This window comes from Microcoleus sp. S13_C3, from assembly GCF_036700905.1.
In the GTDB taxonomy this organism is placed as follows: Bacteria; Cyanobacteriota; Cyanobacteriia; order Cyanobacteriales; family Microcoleaceae; genus Microcoleus.
In genome coordinates this window covers 21,827-36,761 of sequence record NZ_JAUBPT010000082.1, presented here as the reverse complement: position 1 = coordinate 36,761, position 14,935 = coordinate 21,827, and the positions used below count along the sequence as shown (strand labels likewise).

The 14,935-nt window shown below is 43.0% G+C and carries 14 protein-coding genes and 3 pseudogenes; 7 read left to right on the top strand and 10 right to left on the bottom strand.

Features of this window, described 5'->3' with window-relative positions:
• Positions 1 to 349 precede the first annotated feature (349 nt).
• A pseudogene (locus tag QUA16_RS37005) lies at positions 350 to 674 on the top strand (ISKra4 family transposase); the annotation flags it as partial.
• On the opposite strand, the gene QUA16_RS21485 reads toward QUA16_RS37005, so the two are convergent.
• Positions 652 to 1,782, bottom strand: a complete 1,131-nt coding sequence (locus QUA16_RS21485; protein WP_333105576.1) for a transposase — start codon at positions 1,780 to 1,782, stop codon at positions 652 to 654. The pseudogene QUA16_RS37005 and the gene QUA16_RS21485 sit on opposite strands and share 23 nt — an antisense overlap.
• Before the next feature lie 194 nt (positions 1,783 to 1,976).
• Here QUA16_RS21485 and QUA16_RS37000 point away from each other — a divergent pair.
• The 3 genes and pseudogenes from QUA16_RS37000 to QUA16_RS21475 form a co-directional block, all read left to right on the top strand.
• Positions 1,977 to 2,456, top strand: a pseudogene (locus tag QUA16_RS37000) (ISL3 family transposase); the annotation flags it as partial.
• Between the two features lie 14 nt (positions 2,457 to 2,470).
• A pseudogene (locus QUA16_RS21480) lies at positions 2,471 to 2,608 on the top strand (transposase); the annotation flags it as partial.
• 331 nt (positions 2,609 to 2,939) lie between these two features.
• Positions 2,940 to 3,128, top strand: a complete 189-nt coding sequence (locus QUA16_RS21475; RefSeq protein ID WP_333181328.1) for a hypothetical protein — start codon at positions 2,940 to 2,942, stop codon at positions 3,126 to 3,128.
• 188 nt (positions 3,129 to 3,316) lie between these two features.
• Here the strand turns inward: QUA16_RS21475 and QUA16_RS21470 are convergent, their stop codons facing one another.
• On the bottom strand, positions 3,317 to 4,021 hold the full coding sequence (locus tag QUA16_RS21470) for a hypothetical protein (protein WP_333105575.1): 705 nt from the start codon (positions 4,019 to 4,021) through the stop codon (positions 3,317 to 3,319).
• 205 nt (positions 4,022 to 4,226) lie between these two features.
• Positions 4,227 to 4,595, bottom strand: coding sequence for a hypothetical protein (locus QUA16_RS21465; RefSeq protein ID WP_333181327.1), 369 nt, complete (start codon positions 4,593 to 4,595; stop codon positions 4,227 to 4,229).
• A gap of 43 nt (positions 4,596 to 4,638) precedes the next feature.
• On the opposite strand from QUA16_RS21465, the gene QUA16_RS21460 reads away from it, so the two are divergent.
• The 3 genes from QUA16_RS21460 to QUA16_RS21450 all read left to right on the top strand — a co-directional run bounded on the left by QUA16_RS21460 (position 4,639) and on the right by QUA16_RS21450 (position 7,205).
• Positions 4,639 to 4,848, top strand: coding sequence for a hypothetical protein (locus QUA16_RS21460; RefSeq protein ID WP_333105573.1), 210 nt, complete (start codon positions 4,639 to 4,641; stop codon positions 4,846 to 4,848).
• A gap of 166 nt (positions 4,849 to 5,014) precedes the next feature.
• Entirely contained in the window at positions 5,015 to 5,728 is a 714-nt protein-coding gene (locus tag QUA16_RS21455; protein WP_333105572.1) for a Uma2 family endonuclease, read from the top strand.
• A gap of 136 nt (positions 5,729 to 5,864) precedes the next feature.
• Entirely contained in the window at positions 5,865 to 7,205 is a 1,341-nt protein-coding gene (locus tag QUA16_RS21450) for a 16S rRNA (cytosine(967)-C(5))-methyltransferase (RefSeq protein ID WP_333105570.1), read from the top strand.
• 117 nt (positions 7,206 to 7,322) lie between these two features.
• On the opposite strand, the gene QUA16_RS21445 is transcribed toward QUA16_RS21450, so the two are convergent.
• From QUA16_RS21445 to QUA16_RS21415, 7 genes are all read right to left on the bottom strand, one after another.
• The gene (locus QUA16_RS21445; protein ID WP_333105568.1) at positions 7,323 to 9,872 is read right to left on the bottom strand and encodes a penicillin-binding protein 1A; all 2,550 of its coding nucleotides are present in this window, start codon (positions 9,870 to 9,872) and stop codon (positions 7,323 to 7,325) included.
• A 238-nt stretch (positions 9,873 to 10,110) separates the two neighbouring features.
• Complete coding sequence (chlG, locus tag QUA16_RS21440; RefSeq protein WP_333105566.1) at positions 10,111 to 11,121, bottom strand: chlorophyll synthase ChlG; 1,011 nt, start codon at positions 11,119 to 11,121, stop codon at positions 10,111 to 10,113.
• Between the two features lie 86 nt (positions 11,122 to 11,207).
• Positions 11,208 to 12,398 (bottom strand): transposase, encoded by a 1,191-nt coding sequence (locus tag QUA16_RS21435; RefSeq protein ID WP_333105565.1) that lies wholly within the window; start codon positions 12,396 to 12,398, stop codon positions 11,208 to 11,210.
• 332 nt (positions 12,399 to 12,730) lie between these two features.
• Positions 12,731 to 13,213 (bottom strand): DUF29 domain-containing protein, encoded by a 483-nt coding sequence (locus QUA16_RS21430; RefSeq protein ID WP_333105563.1) that lies wholly within the window; start codon positions 13,211 to 13,213, stop codon positions 12,731 to 12,733.
• 136 nt (positions 13,214 to 13,349) lie between these two features.
• Complete coding sequence (locus tag QUA16_RS21425) at positions 13,350 to 14,054, bottom strand: helix-hairpin-helix domain-containing protein (RefSeq protein WP_333181326.1); 705 nt, start codon at positions 14,052 to 14,054, stop codon at positions 13,350 to 13,352.
• 191 nt (positions 14,055 to 14,245) lie between these two features.
• The gene (locus QUA16_RS21420) at positions 14,246 to 14,593 is read right to left on the bottom strand and encodes an NINE protein (protein ID WP_333105559.1); all 348 of its coding nucleotides are present in this window, start codon (positions 14,591 to 14,593) and stop codon (positions 14,246 to 14,248) included.
• A gap of 94 nt (positions 14,594 to 14,687) precedes the next feature.
• Positions 14,688 to 14,900, bottom strand: coding sequence for a hypothetical protein (locus QUA16_RS21415; protein WP_333105558.1), 213 nt, complete (start codon positions 14,898 to 14,900; stop codon positions 14,688 to 14,690).
• Between the last annotated feature and the right edge of the window lie 35 nt (positions 14,901 to 14,935).

The following is a 14,935-nucleotide window of genomic DNA, read 5'->3' as shown; positions in this document are numbered from 1 at the left end:
GAAGCTAAGTGTCGGTTTTCCAAAAAAACAATACATCATATCATACTTTTGTATACTTGCAAAATCGGGATGCTCCCGAGGGAAAGTCCGTCTGAGAGGGAAGTTGGGAGAAGGGTCTCATTGGCAAGATTATAAGGCCGTGCGGTTACATGAAAGTTATTATGGAGCTTTTTATCAAGATAATGAAGCGTTAATTAACTATATAAACCATCAGCATTTAGCCGATATATTAACTTGTCTGGGTGATGGACATGAGGGAATATGGAAGATTATTAGCCAGTTGAATCCTGGTAAAACCCGACGCGAAATTTTAGATTGGTATCATTTAATTGAAAATTTATATAAAGTGGGAGGGTCGTTGAAACGTCTAGCCAAAGCCAAGGAATTTTTGTGGCAAGGCCGGATAGAACCCACCCTAGATTTATTTAAGTTGGGTCGCAAAAAAACCGCCCAAAACTTTTGCAAGTATCTAGAAAAGCATCGCTCTCGAATTGTTAACTATGAGCAATTATCAGAAGACAAGATTTGTTCGCCGAGGATCGGGAGCGGTGGAATCGACGGTCAAACAAATAGATAGAAGGTTGAAAATTTCTGGGGCCGGGTGGTTGAAAAAAAATGTCAATCAAATGCTAAAACTTCGTTGTGCTTACCTCAACGACCTCTTGGCCATTTGAGGCTTTTGCAAAACCGGGATGCTCCCATTGAAAACCCGCATGGTTCGGGAGATGAATGACGATTATAAGCTTCATATTTGGCTAAATTTAAAGCAATTAGACTGCCATTAAAATGAAAACCAAGGCGTTGACTACTACGAGATTGACAATCGGATAAACCCGTAAATTGTTTGGCATCACGAAAAATAAACTCAATCTGAAAACGAGCCTGATAATACTCAAGTTTTTCCTCGGCTGGGAGACTAATGTCGGTACTAAACAATAAAATATTTTTGATTTTACCGTTGGGTTGAAGTTCACACAGACAGGCTAAACGTATTTTACATTTTAAACAACAACTCCAGACTACTAATGAATAAAGCTTGACTCCCGGCTTAACTTCTTTGATAAAAGTTAATTTTTTCAAATTATTGCAGTCAACCTTACCATCATATTTGCGAGGAGCGCCCCGTTTATTTCTGTCACCTGTATAAATGTAATTCAAGTTGGCATCAACTCTTAATTTACTAATCAAATTTAAATCTGCATCACGTACAGCCTTCCAGAATTTAAAGCGGTAATAATAACCATCAGCGACCAAGTAACGGACAGAATCTGGCAACAAGGAACGAGTCTTTATTAAATGTGGAGCATAGTCATCAACTCTTGTTATTTCAGGCATTGAGCTTTCTAGAGCTATTTTTTTTTCCGTTTTTTTGAGTTTTTTTTCACCTTGGCAGTTAGGGGATTTTTCGGTAGTTCTGTTGTCGGACGCCACGGAGTTTGTTGTACACGCTCGACTATAAGACAAATGAGTTTCAACTTCGACAACAGCAATTACAGAAATTTCTAATCCCTCTTCATATCTGGCAGCTACACCATTATAAAAACTAGCTTTTCCTTCAGTTTTTTTGCCACTTTTGGGAATAAAAAAACAATCGATAACTGCAATCAGTGTTCGCTCATGGTTTAAGGCTTGATTGATAAAATATTTATGAAATTCGGGAAAATCGAAGCCTTTAAAAAAGTGGCGACGATAGGTCTTTTCACTCAAAGAACTATAACTGCCCAGATTGGTAAAATTAACTTTGCCATAAACAAGTAAAATGGTGGAAAATAAAATCACCATAAACTTCTTTTGCGGCAAGACTCAATCCCTGGCATTTGTTGTAAGATTGATTCAATAATATTCATCAGGCAGTTTTTTAAGTTCGTGTGTTTTTTGAGCTTAACGTAAAAACTGCCTTTTTTTGTCTTTTTCGTTAAGATACCAGTGACTTTTTTAGCTCTGCTCGCGGAGCGTCCCTATTCCAAAACTGTCCGAAGTATTGCGTGATGAAAGCAGTTAATAAAGACTTGAATAAGTTACGTCTAGCAGTAGGAATTACAGAGAGAGGCAGCAAATACTTATTGTTGAGTAATCGAAGCAACCTTAATTCCGACCAAATTGAAAGGTTGGCAATCACTAGGAAAAATCAGAATGCTTAAGAATTGCTTAGGAGATGAAAGAAGAGTTTTGGGAAATATACGAGACCGATATGACCGTCAAAAGAGCAGCGGACAAAGTTCAAGGATTGGCTGAATAATGCGACGATATTTTTTAAAGAATCATGTTCGACAATTGTGAATCATTTTGAAGGAATTTGTAACTACTTTCTTAATCGTACAACAAGTGGAGTGATGTCAGGGATAAATAATCGAATTAAGTTAATTATGCCACAAGGATATGGCTTTTCAAACTTTGATAATTTTCGAGAACGCGTATTAGCTTGCTTCTCTAATTATATAAAAATATCACCGTAAGTTCCGGAGAGTCCTTTGATAATAGGACAACAAGTGGTATTGTTGAAGGTATTAACAACAAGCTTAAGTTAATAAAACGTTCTGCATATGGCTTTAGTAATTTTGAAAACTACAAAAATAGATGTTTGCTTACTTGGCATTTTAATTGTTAGTTTGGCATACCAAGTAAGGAAGAACCTTTTGAACTAAGCTTTTACTGCAGGCAAATATTTCTGCTGTTTTTCTGATCGACAGCTTCTGTTCGCTTATGGGCGGCTACTATGAAAGGAGCGCAAATCTAGTGAGTATGCTTTCATTAGTATATTATTTTTAGTCGATTTTATTGTACCTCATAACATCCGGAAGTGCTGTAAAACATAATTTAAATTTCCCATCATAAAGCAGGACTTGTTTAATCGTAAGTCCTGCAAGGCTCTAAGCGAGTATTTTCCCAATTTTATTAAACACGCTGACTCAAAAATCCGCCTGACCAACTGTCGAATTTTGTGCCAATCTCCTCCGGCTGTTCTGGTAGAGGGTTTAGCCTCTCCGAGAAGACTGCAAAGCAGGGGAAACGGTAAAAACCCTGCACCACATTTTGATTTCAACAACTACGGTCAACCCGAATTAACTTTTATCGTCGCAAGTACAGCATTTGTGCGCCAGTCGCCTCCCGGACACCGTTCTCCTTAGGTTGGCGATTCACAGGTCAAACAGCAAAACTCCTGTTCAGGCTAAAGTTTGTTTTTTATTGATGCTGTATCTTTCTATTGTGTGCGATTTCTCGAAAGTGTTAGCTGTTGTACAGAATTCTTTACAATTTTTGCTGCAGTCGCTTTTTGCTAAGGGGGGGAAGGAAAGGCACTTGTTGAATTTTTGACCTATTTGCCTAGTGTCGCGGTTATTTGCCGCATTTGCTGTTGAATCCGGTTAAATTGTTTCTGTTCTTCGCTAAGCATTGTATTGTCGATCGACGATTGCATATCCCACTGCCATTCTGACAGCAAAATTAGACTGCCTGCCAGAACAATTCCCGTTGTCAAATACTGCCAAGGTGCGACAAAGGGCAATAATCCGATACTAAATAGATGAGTTAGTCCAATCAGGAGAAAAGTGCGCGATCGCAAACCTAATCCCGTCAACAAATAGCCGATCGCGCTCAACCCCAACCACAAATCACAAAGGTGCAGCAACAAACCTCCCCAACCGGCAAAAATACTGCCATCCGTCAGAACCAAACCAGTTATCATCAAAATCGCCCAAGAGTACAGAATCCAGCTAACACGCTCGACTCTTACCCAAAACAAAGTCAAAACCGCCATTGCCACAGTGCCAATTAGAGTCAAACTTGACCACAGAATCGCCTGAAAGCTCCAACTGATGGGGAAAAACTGAGCCGTAAAAAAAATCCCCCCTGTCACCAAACCCCAAAGCAGAAAAGTTTGGTCGATGCGGGTATAAAATCCTGAGAAAAGAGTAATATTTCCAATTTGCCAGTGGAGTCGCAACAAGCCTTCGAGGTCTTGTACATCGAGATGTTCTTGTTTGCTGCGGAGTACGGGTTCGGAGGGGTTAAAAAAGGTCATCCAGTGTTGGGGAAAGTATGAAGTTTTGTGTATTGTAACAAGTCTTAAAGCATATTTTTTATATTTTTTCTTGTTCCCCGGCTCTGCCTGGGGACGCAGATTTGGAGGCTCTGCCTCCCGCGAGTCTAAGACTTGGGAGGCTCTTCAAGAGTGATATCGGTTCCCAGGCTCTGCCGGGGAACCAGTTAATCTGGTGATTAATTATTTATTGTGCCTGCTGTTCACACCACAGATTCAAAATTGCTTGCCACTCCAGCAGTAGCCTTTTTGCTTCTGTCAAAAGGATCTCGGTGCTTTCTGGTTCTGCATCTTCTCCACCTGTGGGCCATAGTTCTGTAATTACAATACGGTCGGTATAAAGTTCAGCATCTATACAATTGCCAGTCAATTCAGTTACTTTTACATCCCTCAGATTTTTGCTACATTCAATTTTATCAATAATTTTTAGGTATATTTGTCCTTTCGTAGACCGAGCTTCTTCAAGAAAAGCTGCTAGGAGATAGCTCCGAGGGGGTAATTCTCGATCAAAAATAGCGATCAGTCTTCCGTTAAAATTTTCCACCCTGAATTTCATTGTTTATTCTCCTACTAATAGACCTGCATGGATCGGTAGCTGATTGAAGCCTCTGCGTTTTCGGAGTGAACAGAGTAGCCTATTATGCGATCGGCGTCCCCAAGCTACTTACGAACAATTCCAAATTCCCATGCGCCTGCTGAATGCGGCTGTCCGCTATAAGGAAACCAAGGGCGACAGACGAGTTTTGCTAGAACTTCCCATAGAAGAACGCAATTTATTAGAACCATTGGTGTCAACAAAACCCGAATAAGTAAAACAGGACTTACGCACTCCGACAAAGAAACCGGGTTTTTTACCTAATCTGCCGATTACAACGAAGTCTTTTCGTGAAAAACCCGGTTTCTGGGCCCCCTGCGTAAGTCCTATAAAATAGGTATAAAATAGAAATTGATGCTACTAGCAATGGAGTCATCCCCATGACAACAATTCCCACTCAAACTTTGCCAGAAATCATCTACCCAGACAGCGACGGAAAACCCATGTCTGACAATACCAAACAGTTCCAATTAATAGTAAAAATTCAAGGCGGAATAGATGCCTTATACAAAGACAACGAAAATGTCTTTGTAGCCGGTGATTTGCTGTGGTATCCCGTGGAAGGAGATAACAAAACTCGCCAAGCACCTGATACTATGGTAGTGTTTGGCAGGCCGAAAGGTTACAGAGGTTCCTACCAACAGTGGCTTGAAGATAATATCGCCCCGCAAGTTGTCTTTGAAATCCTCTCGCCGGGAAACCGACTGGGAGAAATATTTAAGCTTTTTAAGTTTTATGATAATTATGGAGTCGAAGAATGTTATTTCTACGATTTAAAGGATAATGAGTTAATGGGTTGGGTGCGAAGTGACGGAGAACTCAACTATATTGAATCAATGGAGGGTTGGGTAAGTCCGCGTTTGCAGATCCGTTTTCAAACTGCATCGGGAGACTTGGAAATTTATCGGCCTGATGGACAGAAGTTTTTGTCTTATGTGGAGTTGTCAAGACAACAGGAATCAGCACAGCGACAAATGGAACTAACACAGCAACAAATGGAACAAGAACGGCAAGATAAAGAGTTAGCACAGCAAAAAGCCGATCGCCTATCGGAAAAATTGCGAGAAATGGGGATAAATCCAGAGGAAATTTGAAACTTTTAGAAACCCCTGGCGGTTGAAACCGCCAGGTTTCTTCAACCAGCGAAGGCTGGTTTTGTCTGTATAGACGCGGTTTCAACCGCCGGGTATTTGAATCACCTATAATAACTTGACATATCAACAATTCCCAATGCAAAATCCCCGCCAAATAGCTTTTCTCGCACTCCGCGAAGTCCACCGCCGCGGTGCATTCGCAGATGCCGCACTCGATCGCACTTTCCGCAATTCTCAACTCAACGACCTCGATCGGCGTTTAGTCACAGAATTAGTTTACGGTAGCGTCAGGAGAATGCGATCGATCGACTTCATCATCGACAAACTAGCAACAAAGAAATCCTCCCAACAACCGCCCGAACTCCGTACCATCTTACATTTAGGTTTATATCAACTCGAATATCTCAACCAGATTCCCCCCTCCGCCGCCGTCAACACCACCGTTCAATTAGCAAAAGACAACGGATTTTCAGGACTCAGCAGTTTTGTCAACGGTTTGTTGCGCCAATACATCCGTTTAACAGATAACAACTTAAACCCCTTAACAGTTACTAATTATAAATCAACTGTCCAACGCCTAGGAATTTTGCACAGCTTCCCCGAATGGCTGGTAAAAATGTGGATCGAACAAATAGGCGAAACCGAAACCGAACAACTCTGTGAATGGTTCAACCAATCCCCCACAATTGACCTGAGAATCAATCCCTTAAAAAGCTCGATCGCCCAAATTGAAACCGCCTTCAAATCCCAAAACATCAGCGTTAGCAGAATCCCCAACTTGCCACAAGCATTAAGACTAAATGGCAGCATCGGCGCAATTCAAAACCTCCCCGGATACAGCGAAGGTTGGTGGACAATCCAAGACAGCAGCGCTCAATTAGTCACCCATTTACTAGCGCCACAGCCAGGGGAAACTATCATCGACGCCTGCGCCGCGCCGGGAGGAAAAACCACCCACAGCGCCGAATTAATGCAGGATACAGGCACTATTTATGCCTGCGACAAAACCGCCCGCAGACTCAAAAAACTTAAAGAAAATGCAGACAGACTCCAGATGAAATCCATTAAAATTCATACCGGAGACAGCCGCCATTTCCCAGAGTTTGTTAACCTCGCAGACAGAGTTTTACTAGACGCACCTTGTTCCGGCCTCGGAACCCTCCACCGCCGCGCCGACGCCCGCTGGCGCCACACGCCCGAAAACATTCAACAACAATCTCAACTGCAATCGGAATTGCTAGCAAATGCAGCGACATTTGTCAAGTCCGGCGGCGTATTAGTTTATGCAACTTGCACAATTCATCCCTTAGAAAATGAAACAGTTATTCGATCGTTCTTAGACAGCAATCCTAACTGGCAAATAGAACCGCCAACAATTGATTTACCCGTACAGCCATCACCCGAAGGATGGGTGAAAGTGTGGCCGCACAGACATCACATGGACGGCTTTTTTATGGTGCGGCTAAAGCAAGATTAGATTTGTAGATTGTGATTTACCGCCCGGAGTGGGGGCGGGTTTATGAGATTATTGGTTTTAGGCGATTATTGTTGGTGAAACCCGCCCCTACGGGTGGCAATTGTTGGTAAAATCCGCTTAATATCTCGGCTCTTGATAAGCAGGCTCTTGATAAGCAGGCTCTTGATAAGCCGGTTCTTGATAAGCCGGCTCTTGCGGTGGGTAATACTTCGGTTCAGGATGAGGATTGTACGGTACGATCGCACCATCCTCATTCACAATCATCCCCCGAATAATCTTATGAGGCTGCACCGGTTTTGCCTTAATACTGCCTTTGCGGCCCTCCAACTCCGGCAACTTGGGAAACTTTTCAACCGGCATTCCCTTAACAGCTTGACTCATAAAATCGCGCCAATTATAGGCCGCCGTACCGCTAGTTCCCCAGGTGGGATAATTGTCATCATTCCCTAGCCAAATCCCAGTCACAACCTGTGGAATGTACCCAATAAACCACAAATCCCTGACATTTTCCGAAGTACCGGTTTTGCCCGCTACAGCGCGATCGTTTAAAGCCGCAGGCCCCCCCGTACCGTTTTGCACAACACCCTCCAACATCCAAGTAGTAATCGCAGCACTATCCTTATCCAAAACCCGCTTCGGTTTAAAATCAGCCTGATAAATCACATCTCCCCGCTGATTAATCACCCGAGTAATTCCGTGGGCTTCAATAAAATTCCCTTGCGATGCTAAAGTACCGTAAGCATTGGTTAACTCCAGCAAATTCACCTCCGAAGAACCCAAAGCCAGGGAATAAATCGGACTCAATTTAGACTTAATCCCCATATCGTTGGCTAATTTGATCGCCGGTTCAAACCCCACATCCATCAACACCTTCACAGCTACGACATTCACCGAACTCGTCAAAGCATCAGAGATCGATCGCCAACCGCTAAATTTTTTGCCATAATTATTCGGTTGATAGCCGTCGATAATAATTGGTTCGTCTTCGTAACTGTCATAGGGAGAAAAACCAGCCGCCATCGCTGCTGCATAAACCAACCCTTTAAACGTCGATCCGGGCTGCCGCAAAGCCTGCGTAGCACGATTAAACTGACTTTCCTTAAAATTTCCGCCGCCCACCAGGGCCTTAACTTCCCCAGTCTTAGTGTCCATAGAAACTAAAGCCGCCTGTTCAAAACCCTGACGGCGGCCATCAACTTCGATCGCATTTTTAACCACCTGTTCCGCTATTTTCTGCCACTTCAAATCCACCGTCGTCTCGACAGTCAAACCGCCAGCTTCCAAAGCATCCTGAGAAACATAGCGCGGCAATTCCTTCCGAATGTAACTAGCAAAATAAGGCGCGACTACTTTAAATCGCTTCGGTGGACTTGGTTTAACCGCCATAGGTTCCGCCATTGCCTCCTTCGCCTGAACCTCTGTAATTACCTTCGCTTCCTGCATTTGTTGCAGCACCAGATTGCGGCGTTTCTTAGCCATATCCGGATTAACCAAAGGCGAATATTCGCTCGGTGCCGGCGGTAAGCCCGCCAAAGTTGCCATCTCTGCCAAACTTAATTGATCGACTGTTTTGCTAAAGAAAACCCAAGCCGCATCTGCCACACCGTAAGCATCCGAACCCAAATAAACCAGATTTAAATATCTTTCTAAAACTTGGTCTTTACTCAACTCCCGCTCTATTTTCTGAGCTAAAAGAGCTTCCCGAACCTTCCGCCTAATACTTCTTTCCTGATTAAGAAAAACAACGCGAGCCAATTGTTGCGTAATTGTACTGCCGCCCTGCACTAAATCTCTTTCTATCAAATTAGAAACAATGGAGCGCACAATACCTTGATAATCTACCCCGCGATGTTTGTAAAAACGGCGGTCTTCTATGGCAATAAAAGCTTTAACCAACTCTTCGGGAATTTCTTTAAGTTTCAGCTTATCTCTAGTTGCAGGCCCCGACTGCAACAAAATCGTATTATCTGCTGCCTTAATTGTCAGCGTTCCGTCGCGGTTAAACGCTGACAAATCGTTAACATCCGGCAAACCTTTGTCTAAGGTGTACAAAATCCATAAACCGTAGATTAAAGCGCCCCCGCCTATACTGGCCACACCTAAACTTATCCAAAATCTAGGGCGACGGGATATCCGTTTTTTAGTATTTTCCTGCGGTGCGCTAATTTCCTGTAGTTCCGTATGTCTCTGCAGTTCGGTGTTCTGCGGTGCGCTATTTTCCCGCAATTGGCTACTATCCGATTTTTTGGGTGATTTAGTTCCCAGCAAACTTAATCCCGGCCGCAACAATTCTTTTCCCTTGGTTTGCAAGCTGGTAACTTGAGGTTCAATTTCCAACCAAGCGATTAAGCGCCTCAACCCTTCCCACCTGCGGTTGACTATTGGATATCGAGCGTATTCTGGTTCTAAATATTCTGATTCTAAATATTCTGATTCTAATTCAGACTCTTCTAGAGGTGCAGCATCTTCTGATACCACATACTCCGATCTTTGGGCCGTTGTCCCTGTATAAAATTCCGCCTCCGATTCCGGCGAGTTGAGCTTATTGCCCTTCGCAGGCTTCGGCGGTTCTCGATCGGAATTACCGCTTATTGCGTTAGTGACTTTGCTCAATGTATCTTTGATATTTGAGAAAAATTCTGCCACGTTCAGACCTTCACACCTCATCAAGTCCGATTAAAAATTAAGAATTGAAAAAAGCTAGCTTTTTTAATTCTTAATTTTTAATTCGACATTTTTTCTTGAATAACCCGCTGCCTTGAATTAGATTTTTTGAATTAAAAACTTTTTAATTCAAAACTCAAATTCAAAACTTTTCTTAACAATGCAGAGCTTGGTATTTTTTTGAGAAGTGAATTAGATTTTTTGAATTCAAAATTTTTTAACTCAAACCTCAAAACTCTGCTTAACTCGCATGACCCAGTGCCAAGGCTGCTACCAGCATACCCAAAACCAGGAAAGGCTGAGCACTTGCCTGATATTTAACATCATTTTCCAGGGGATTACGCAAAAAGTACATATCCTGAAAAGTAATTTGGGGAATTATCAGCAGCAGCAGAATGACAGCGTAAAGGTTTTGGTGGATGCTGATCAGGTAGCCTGCAATCCCAGCTTGAAAGATGTCGATCATCAACACGCAAATCCAAGCTGCGGTGTTGATGCCAAACATGACTGGCAAAGATTTTAACCCTAATTGCCGATCGCCCTCAACACTTTTGAAATCATTGACGATCGCAATCCCCAGCCCTGCCAAACTGTAAAACAGGGTCAAGATCATAATCGTGGGATCTAGTGTACCAAACAAAGCTTGACCCGCCCACCAAGGCAGGGCAATGTAGCTAGCACCCAGGGCATAATTTCCCAACCAGCCATTCTGCTTGAGTTTCAGCGGGGGCGCAGAGTAGATATAAGCTAGAAACGCGCCACCGAGAGTCAAAACAGTCATTATCGGGAATTCATGACCCGCCCACAAGTCTAGAGCATAAGCCACCCCAATACCAGCGGCTAATAATACCAAAATTTGCGTTACTACTTGGGGAATCGAGATGATACCGGAGGGAATCGGACGGTAGGGTTCGTTAATGGCGTCGATGTCGCGATCGTAAAAATCGTTCAAAGTTTGAGTGTACCCGGTCAACAACGGCCCTGACATCAACATACAAGCGGCTGCGATCAAGAAATTCTCTAGGTTCCACACATAGTTTCCAGAAGACGCCGCCCCGCACACCACGCCCCAAATTAAGGGAATCCAGGTAATCGGTTTCATCAATTGCAAGCGAATCTTCCAGATGGAAGTTTCCCCGCTAGCTGCCCCTTTCATGCCCAACAGTTGCCTAGTTTTGGCACTGCGGTTTTCGGTAGCAGCACTTTCCGGTGCAGCTTCTGGGGAGATTTGGGATGGAGGAGAGTCAGACATAATTTGATGTTAGCGGTACTGCTACTATTGTGTCGTTTTGCATTTCATTGACACTCTCCTGGCTAAAGCCACAGAGATTCTTTGATCTACGAGTCAATTTGCTGAGACAGGATTTCTCCAGCCAAAGTAGAGATTGATTCTCCCAAAGCGTTACTTGCATCAAGTGCAAAGGTTCCGGTATGCCCTACCGTACCCAATCCTCGACTTAGGATGTTTTTGGCTGCATTGAAATCTCTATCCAAGGTACACCCGCACTTGCAGACGTGCGTTCTTGTGGACAGCGTTTTCTTAACAACTTCTCCGCAGTTAGAGCATTCTTGGCTGGTATATTGCGGATTTACCGCAACCGTTACCCGCTCAAATACTTTTCCAAAATATTCAAGCCAGATGCGGAACTGATACCAAGATGCGTCGTTAATAGACTTAGCTAAGCAATGATTTTGCACCATATTCTTGATTCTCAAATCTTCGTAGGCTATCAAGTCGCTTGACTGAACTACGCACCGTGCAAGTTTTATTGCATGATCTTTGCGTTGTCTACTTATTTTGAGATGCTGCTTACCTAAAATCTGTCTAGCTTTGCCTCTATTTTTGGAACCTTTAGTTTTTCTGGATACGCGACGCTGACAACGCTTGAGAACTTTCTCACCTTTTCTCAGGAATCTAGGATTTTCCACCGTAACTCCGTTTGAATCGGTGTAATATTCTTTCAACCCAACGTCTAGTCCGATGGTATTGCCAGAGGGCTCCGTGTTTTCCTTTCTATCGACATCGATACAGAATTGGACGTATACACCGTCTGCACGTTTTACTAATCGAACCCGTTTAATTTGGTTGATTTGGTAGAAGTGCAGATCGCGTGTACCTTTTAGCTTGAGCTTGCCAATTCCTTTTTTGTCGCTAAATTTAATCGATTTCCTGTCGTCTGCAAGTTTCCAGCCAGTCGATTTATACTCGACAGAACGACAGTCTTTCTGGAATTTTGGATACCCTTTTTTGCCGGGAGTTCCTTTTTTACAGTTGTCGTAGAATCGGGAGATAGCAGACCAAGCACGTTCGGCGCTAGCTTGCCTAGCCTGCGAATTGAGTTCATCAGCAAACGGAAACGATGCTGCCAATACCGCACAGTATTTGTTCAAATCGTACTTGTTCACTTTTTTGTTGTCGATCCAATAGCGTAAACAACTATTGCGAACAAACTGGGCAGTGCGAATTGCTTCGTCTACTGCCGTGAACTGGCTTGATTTTCCGTAAGCTTTTAACTCGAAGACTAGCATTGTTTTACCTCCCACCTTATGCTACATCATCTGGCACAAAGTAAGAGGTGGTACAACAAAAGTTTACATAAAAGTCGTCCTAGAAGGACGGGGTTTTAAACCCAGTTTTTTGATATAGCAATCCGATCTGAGTCTCACAACACCACGCCTTCTTGTCTTCCTAGACTTCTTATATAGCAAGACTTTCAGATTTTACATATCTAGAAAATCACTTAGGATTGCTATAAATACTTTTTTTTATAATTTCGCGCTTGCCCGCCTGCAGGGGGAGATTTTTGCCAGCCGGTGCATTTAATGTCAATTACCAGGAGGCGATCGAGTTTTTTGCCATACTACCCTTGAATCATCTCATCTGCCAGAAAATCTGGCAAAAATTCAGAATCTAGAACCTCGACCGAAGTGTAGATACATAATTGCGGAAACGTTTCTACAGGCAATCCAGTTTCAGCAATTGCTTGTTCTGCTGCATCCGCATAGCATTCAGTCAATACCTCTTCAAGATATGGTTTGAGACTGGGGGAATCTTTGATAGCTTTGCGAATGCGTCTGCGATGTTCGGCAATGCTGCCTTTCCAACTACCGCTTCTTTGATCCGGTTGAAATTGCCACTTGAGCAAGTGCAGGAGAATTACAACCAGATTACTCTCTAAACTCCGGCGTTCACTTCGCCCCATGTCTTCTATTTCTGCAATCAGATTTTCCCAGTCGATGTTTGAATAGTCGCGAGATCGCAACTTTTCCACAGTGGTTTCGATCCATCTCAGGTAATCTGTATCATACAATTTTTGTCGTTCTACTTCTAATTTTGTCGTCATAATACTTTTTAGTTGGGCGGGGGCGGGTTTACGAGATGATTGGTTTTAGGCAATTATTGTTGGTCTAACCCGGCCCTACAATGTTCGAGCGCATATTATTGTTTTTTTGGCTTTGGACTTACTTAACAACTGTAAATTAACAAATATGGCGGTATGAATCAAAAGGCAGTCCCGTCCGTCGCTGGACTTCGACAACTGATTTGTAAGCGCCTTTTCTCTGCCTTTCTCTAACTATTTTTTCGGCAACAACCCGATCTAAACCGCTGGCGATTAACTCTTCGGGCGAAAGAATATTTAACCGTTTCCAAGTAAACTGCAATTCTTTTTGATAATTGTAGCTGAAGCAAATCATCGGGGCGATGCGTCTGACGTGACTTTCGGGAACTCCGGCTATTTCTGATAACTCTTCGGCGTGGGTAAAAATGTAGCCTTCGTTTTGCAAAGATTCAATATCGTTGGCGTAGACGATCGGCAAACCCAAGATTCTGACCATATCGTCTTTGGTACACTCATTAATATCTATTTTGCCGCGCACGTTTGCCAGTTCTTCGGCATTCGTCGGACTTGCAGGAACCAGTAAACCTCTGGGTGCAGTTTTGATGAGATAGCGCTTTTTCAAACTAAAAGCAGTAACAATTTGAGCAATCCAAACGATCGTACCTAAATTAGTTGAAGAAGATACCGCTAGTGCTGCTAAAGTAATGGCAACACCCCATCCCATCCAACCACGAATATTTGACTTTTGGCCTGCATAGGCGATCGCCAATCCGCCGAAGTAGGGAATAAAAGAATACCACACCCAGTTTGGAGTTTGACGCAGCCAGTATAAATCTTGAGACACTTTAATTTTATCCTTAAATAGTTGTGCTCTCACACTTACTTATTTCACTCCCACTTTTTTAATAGTGGGCTTCCTTCTTCCTTCTTCCGACTTCCATCGGACTGACATCCGTTACATCCGTTACATAATCCGTTGCCGAACTTCCTTCTTCCTGCCTTCTGCCTTCTGCCTTCTGCCTTCTGCCTTCTTAATTACAATTCTCGGAGCAGTTTTTGGCGTTTTTCTTCATATTCTTCGGCCGTAATTGCGCCCATATCGTAAAGTTTTTTCAATTCGCCGATCGCCCCGGTTACATCTTTTGCCGATCTGAGGGCATACCCCGACGGCAACGTGCCGCCATTGTACTGAACCTGAAAAGCTTGTTCCGACATCAGCAGCAGGCCGATAAAATCGAAAAATGCGAGCACGAACGGAATTAATGTCCAAGAAAATAGCAAGTATAATACCCCTGCTAAGTTATTGCCCAAATAAAATTTGTGAACTCCCAAAGGGCCTACAAAGAAAGCTAACACAACTGCTACGCTTTTATCTTTTACCATTTTTACTTTCTCCAGTTTTTTATTTTAACTTCCGCGATCGACTTTGAATGCGCGACCTTTAACTATCGAGCTAAGTAATCTTACTAATTTTTACTCATTTATTTGGGTTTTTGCGAAATTTAGACATCGCAAAATACAGCAGAACTATACCGGCTTGAGCTTGTAGAATGACCAAGTAGCCTCTCAAGAAATAATTTAGTTCGCTGCCTGAATTGAGAGAAAATATTAAAATGCCCAAGGCTGCGTAGGGTGCGAAACGCATCCAACTCGGCGTTCCCTCGAACTTGTGGCTGTTCAAATTGCTCATTGGGTTTAAGCCTCATCCTAAATTAAAATTTACCT

Coding starts and splice junctions, on each gene's coding strand:
- QUA16_RS21485 (WP_333105576.1), bottom strand. CDS start 1,782: ATGGTGATTTTATTTTCCACCATTTTACTTGTTTATGGCAAAGTTAAT.
- QUA16_RS21470 (WP_333105575.1), bottom strand. CDS start 4,021: ATGACCTTTTTTAACCCCTCCGAACCCGTACTCCGCAGCAAACAAGAA.
- QUA16_RS21465 (WP_333181327.1), bottom strand. CDS start 4,595: ATGAAATTCAGGGTGGAAAATTTTAACGGAAGACTGATCGCTATTTTT.
- QUA16_RS21455 (WP_333105572.1), top strand. CDS start 5,015: ATGACAACAATTCCCACTCAAACTTTGCCAGAAATCATCTACCCAGAC.
- QUA16_RS21450 (WP_333105570.1), top strand. CDS start 5,865: ATGCAAAATCCCCGCCAAATAGCTTTTCTCGCACTCCGCGAAGTCCAC.
- QUA16_RS21445 (WP_333105568.1), bottom strand. CDS start 9,872: ATGAGGTGTGAAGGTCTGAACGTGGCAGAATTTTTCTCAAATATCAAA.
- chlG (WP_333105566.1), bottom strand. CDS start 11,121: ATGTCTGACTCTCCTCCATCCCAAATCTCCCCAGAAGCTGCACCGGAA.
- QUA16_RS21435 (WP_333105565.1), bottom strand. CDS start 12,398: ATGCTAGTCTTCGAGTTAAAAGCTTACGGAAAATCAAGCCAGTTCACG.
- QUA16_RS21430 (WP_333105563.1), bottom strand. CDS start 13,213: ATGACGACAAAATTAGAAGTAGAACGACAAAAATTGTATGATACAGAT.
- QUA16_RS21420 (WP_333105559.1), bottom strand. CDS start 14,593: ATGGTAAAAGATAAAAGCGTAGCAGTTGTGTTAGCTTTCTTTGTAGGC.
- QUA16_RS21415 (WP_333105558.1), bottom strand. CDS start 14,900: ATGAGCAATTTGAACAGCCACAAGTTCGAGGGAACGCCGAGTTGGATG.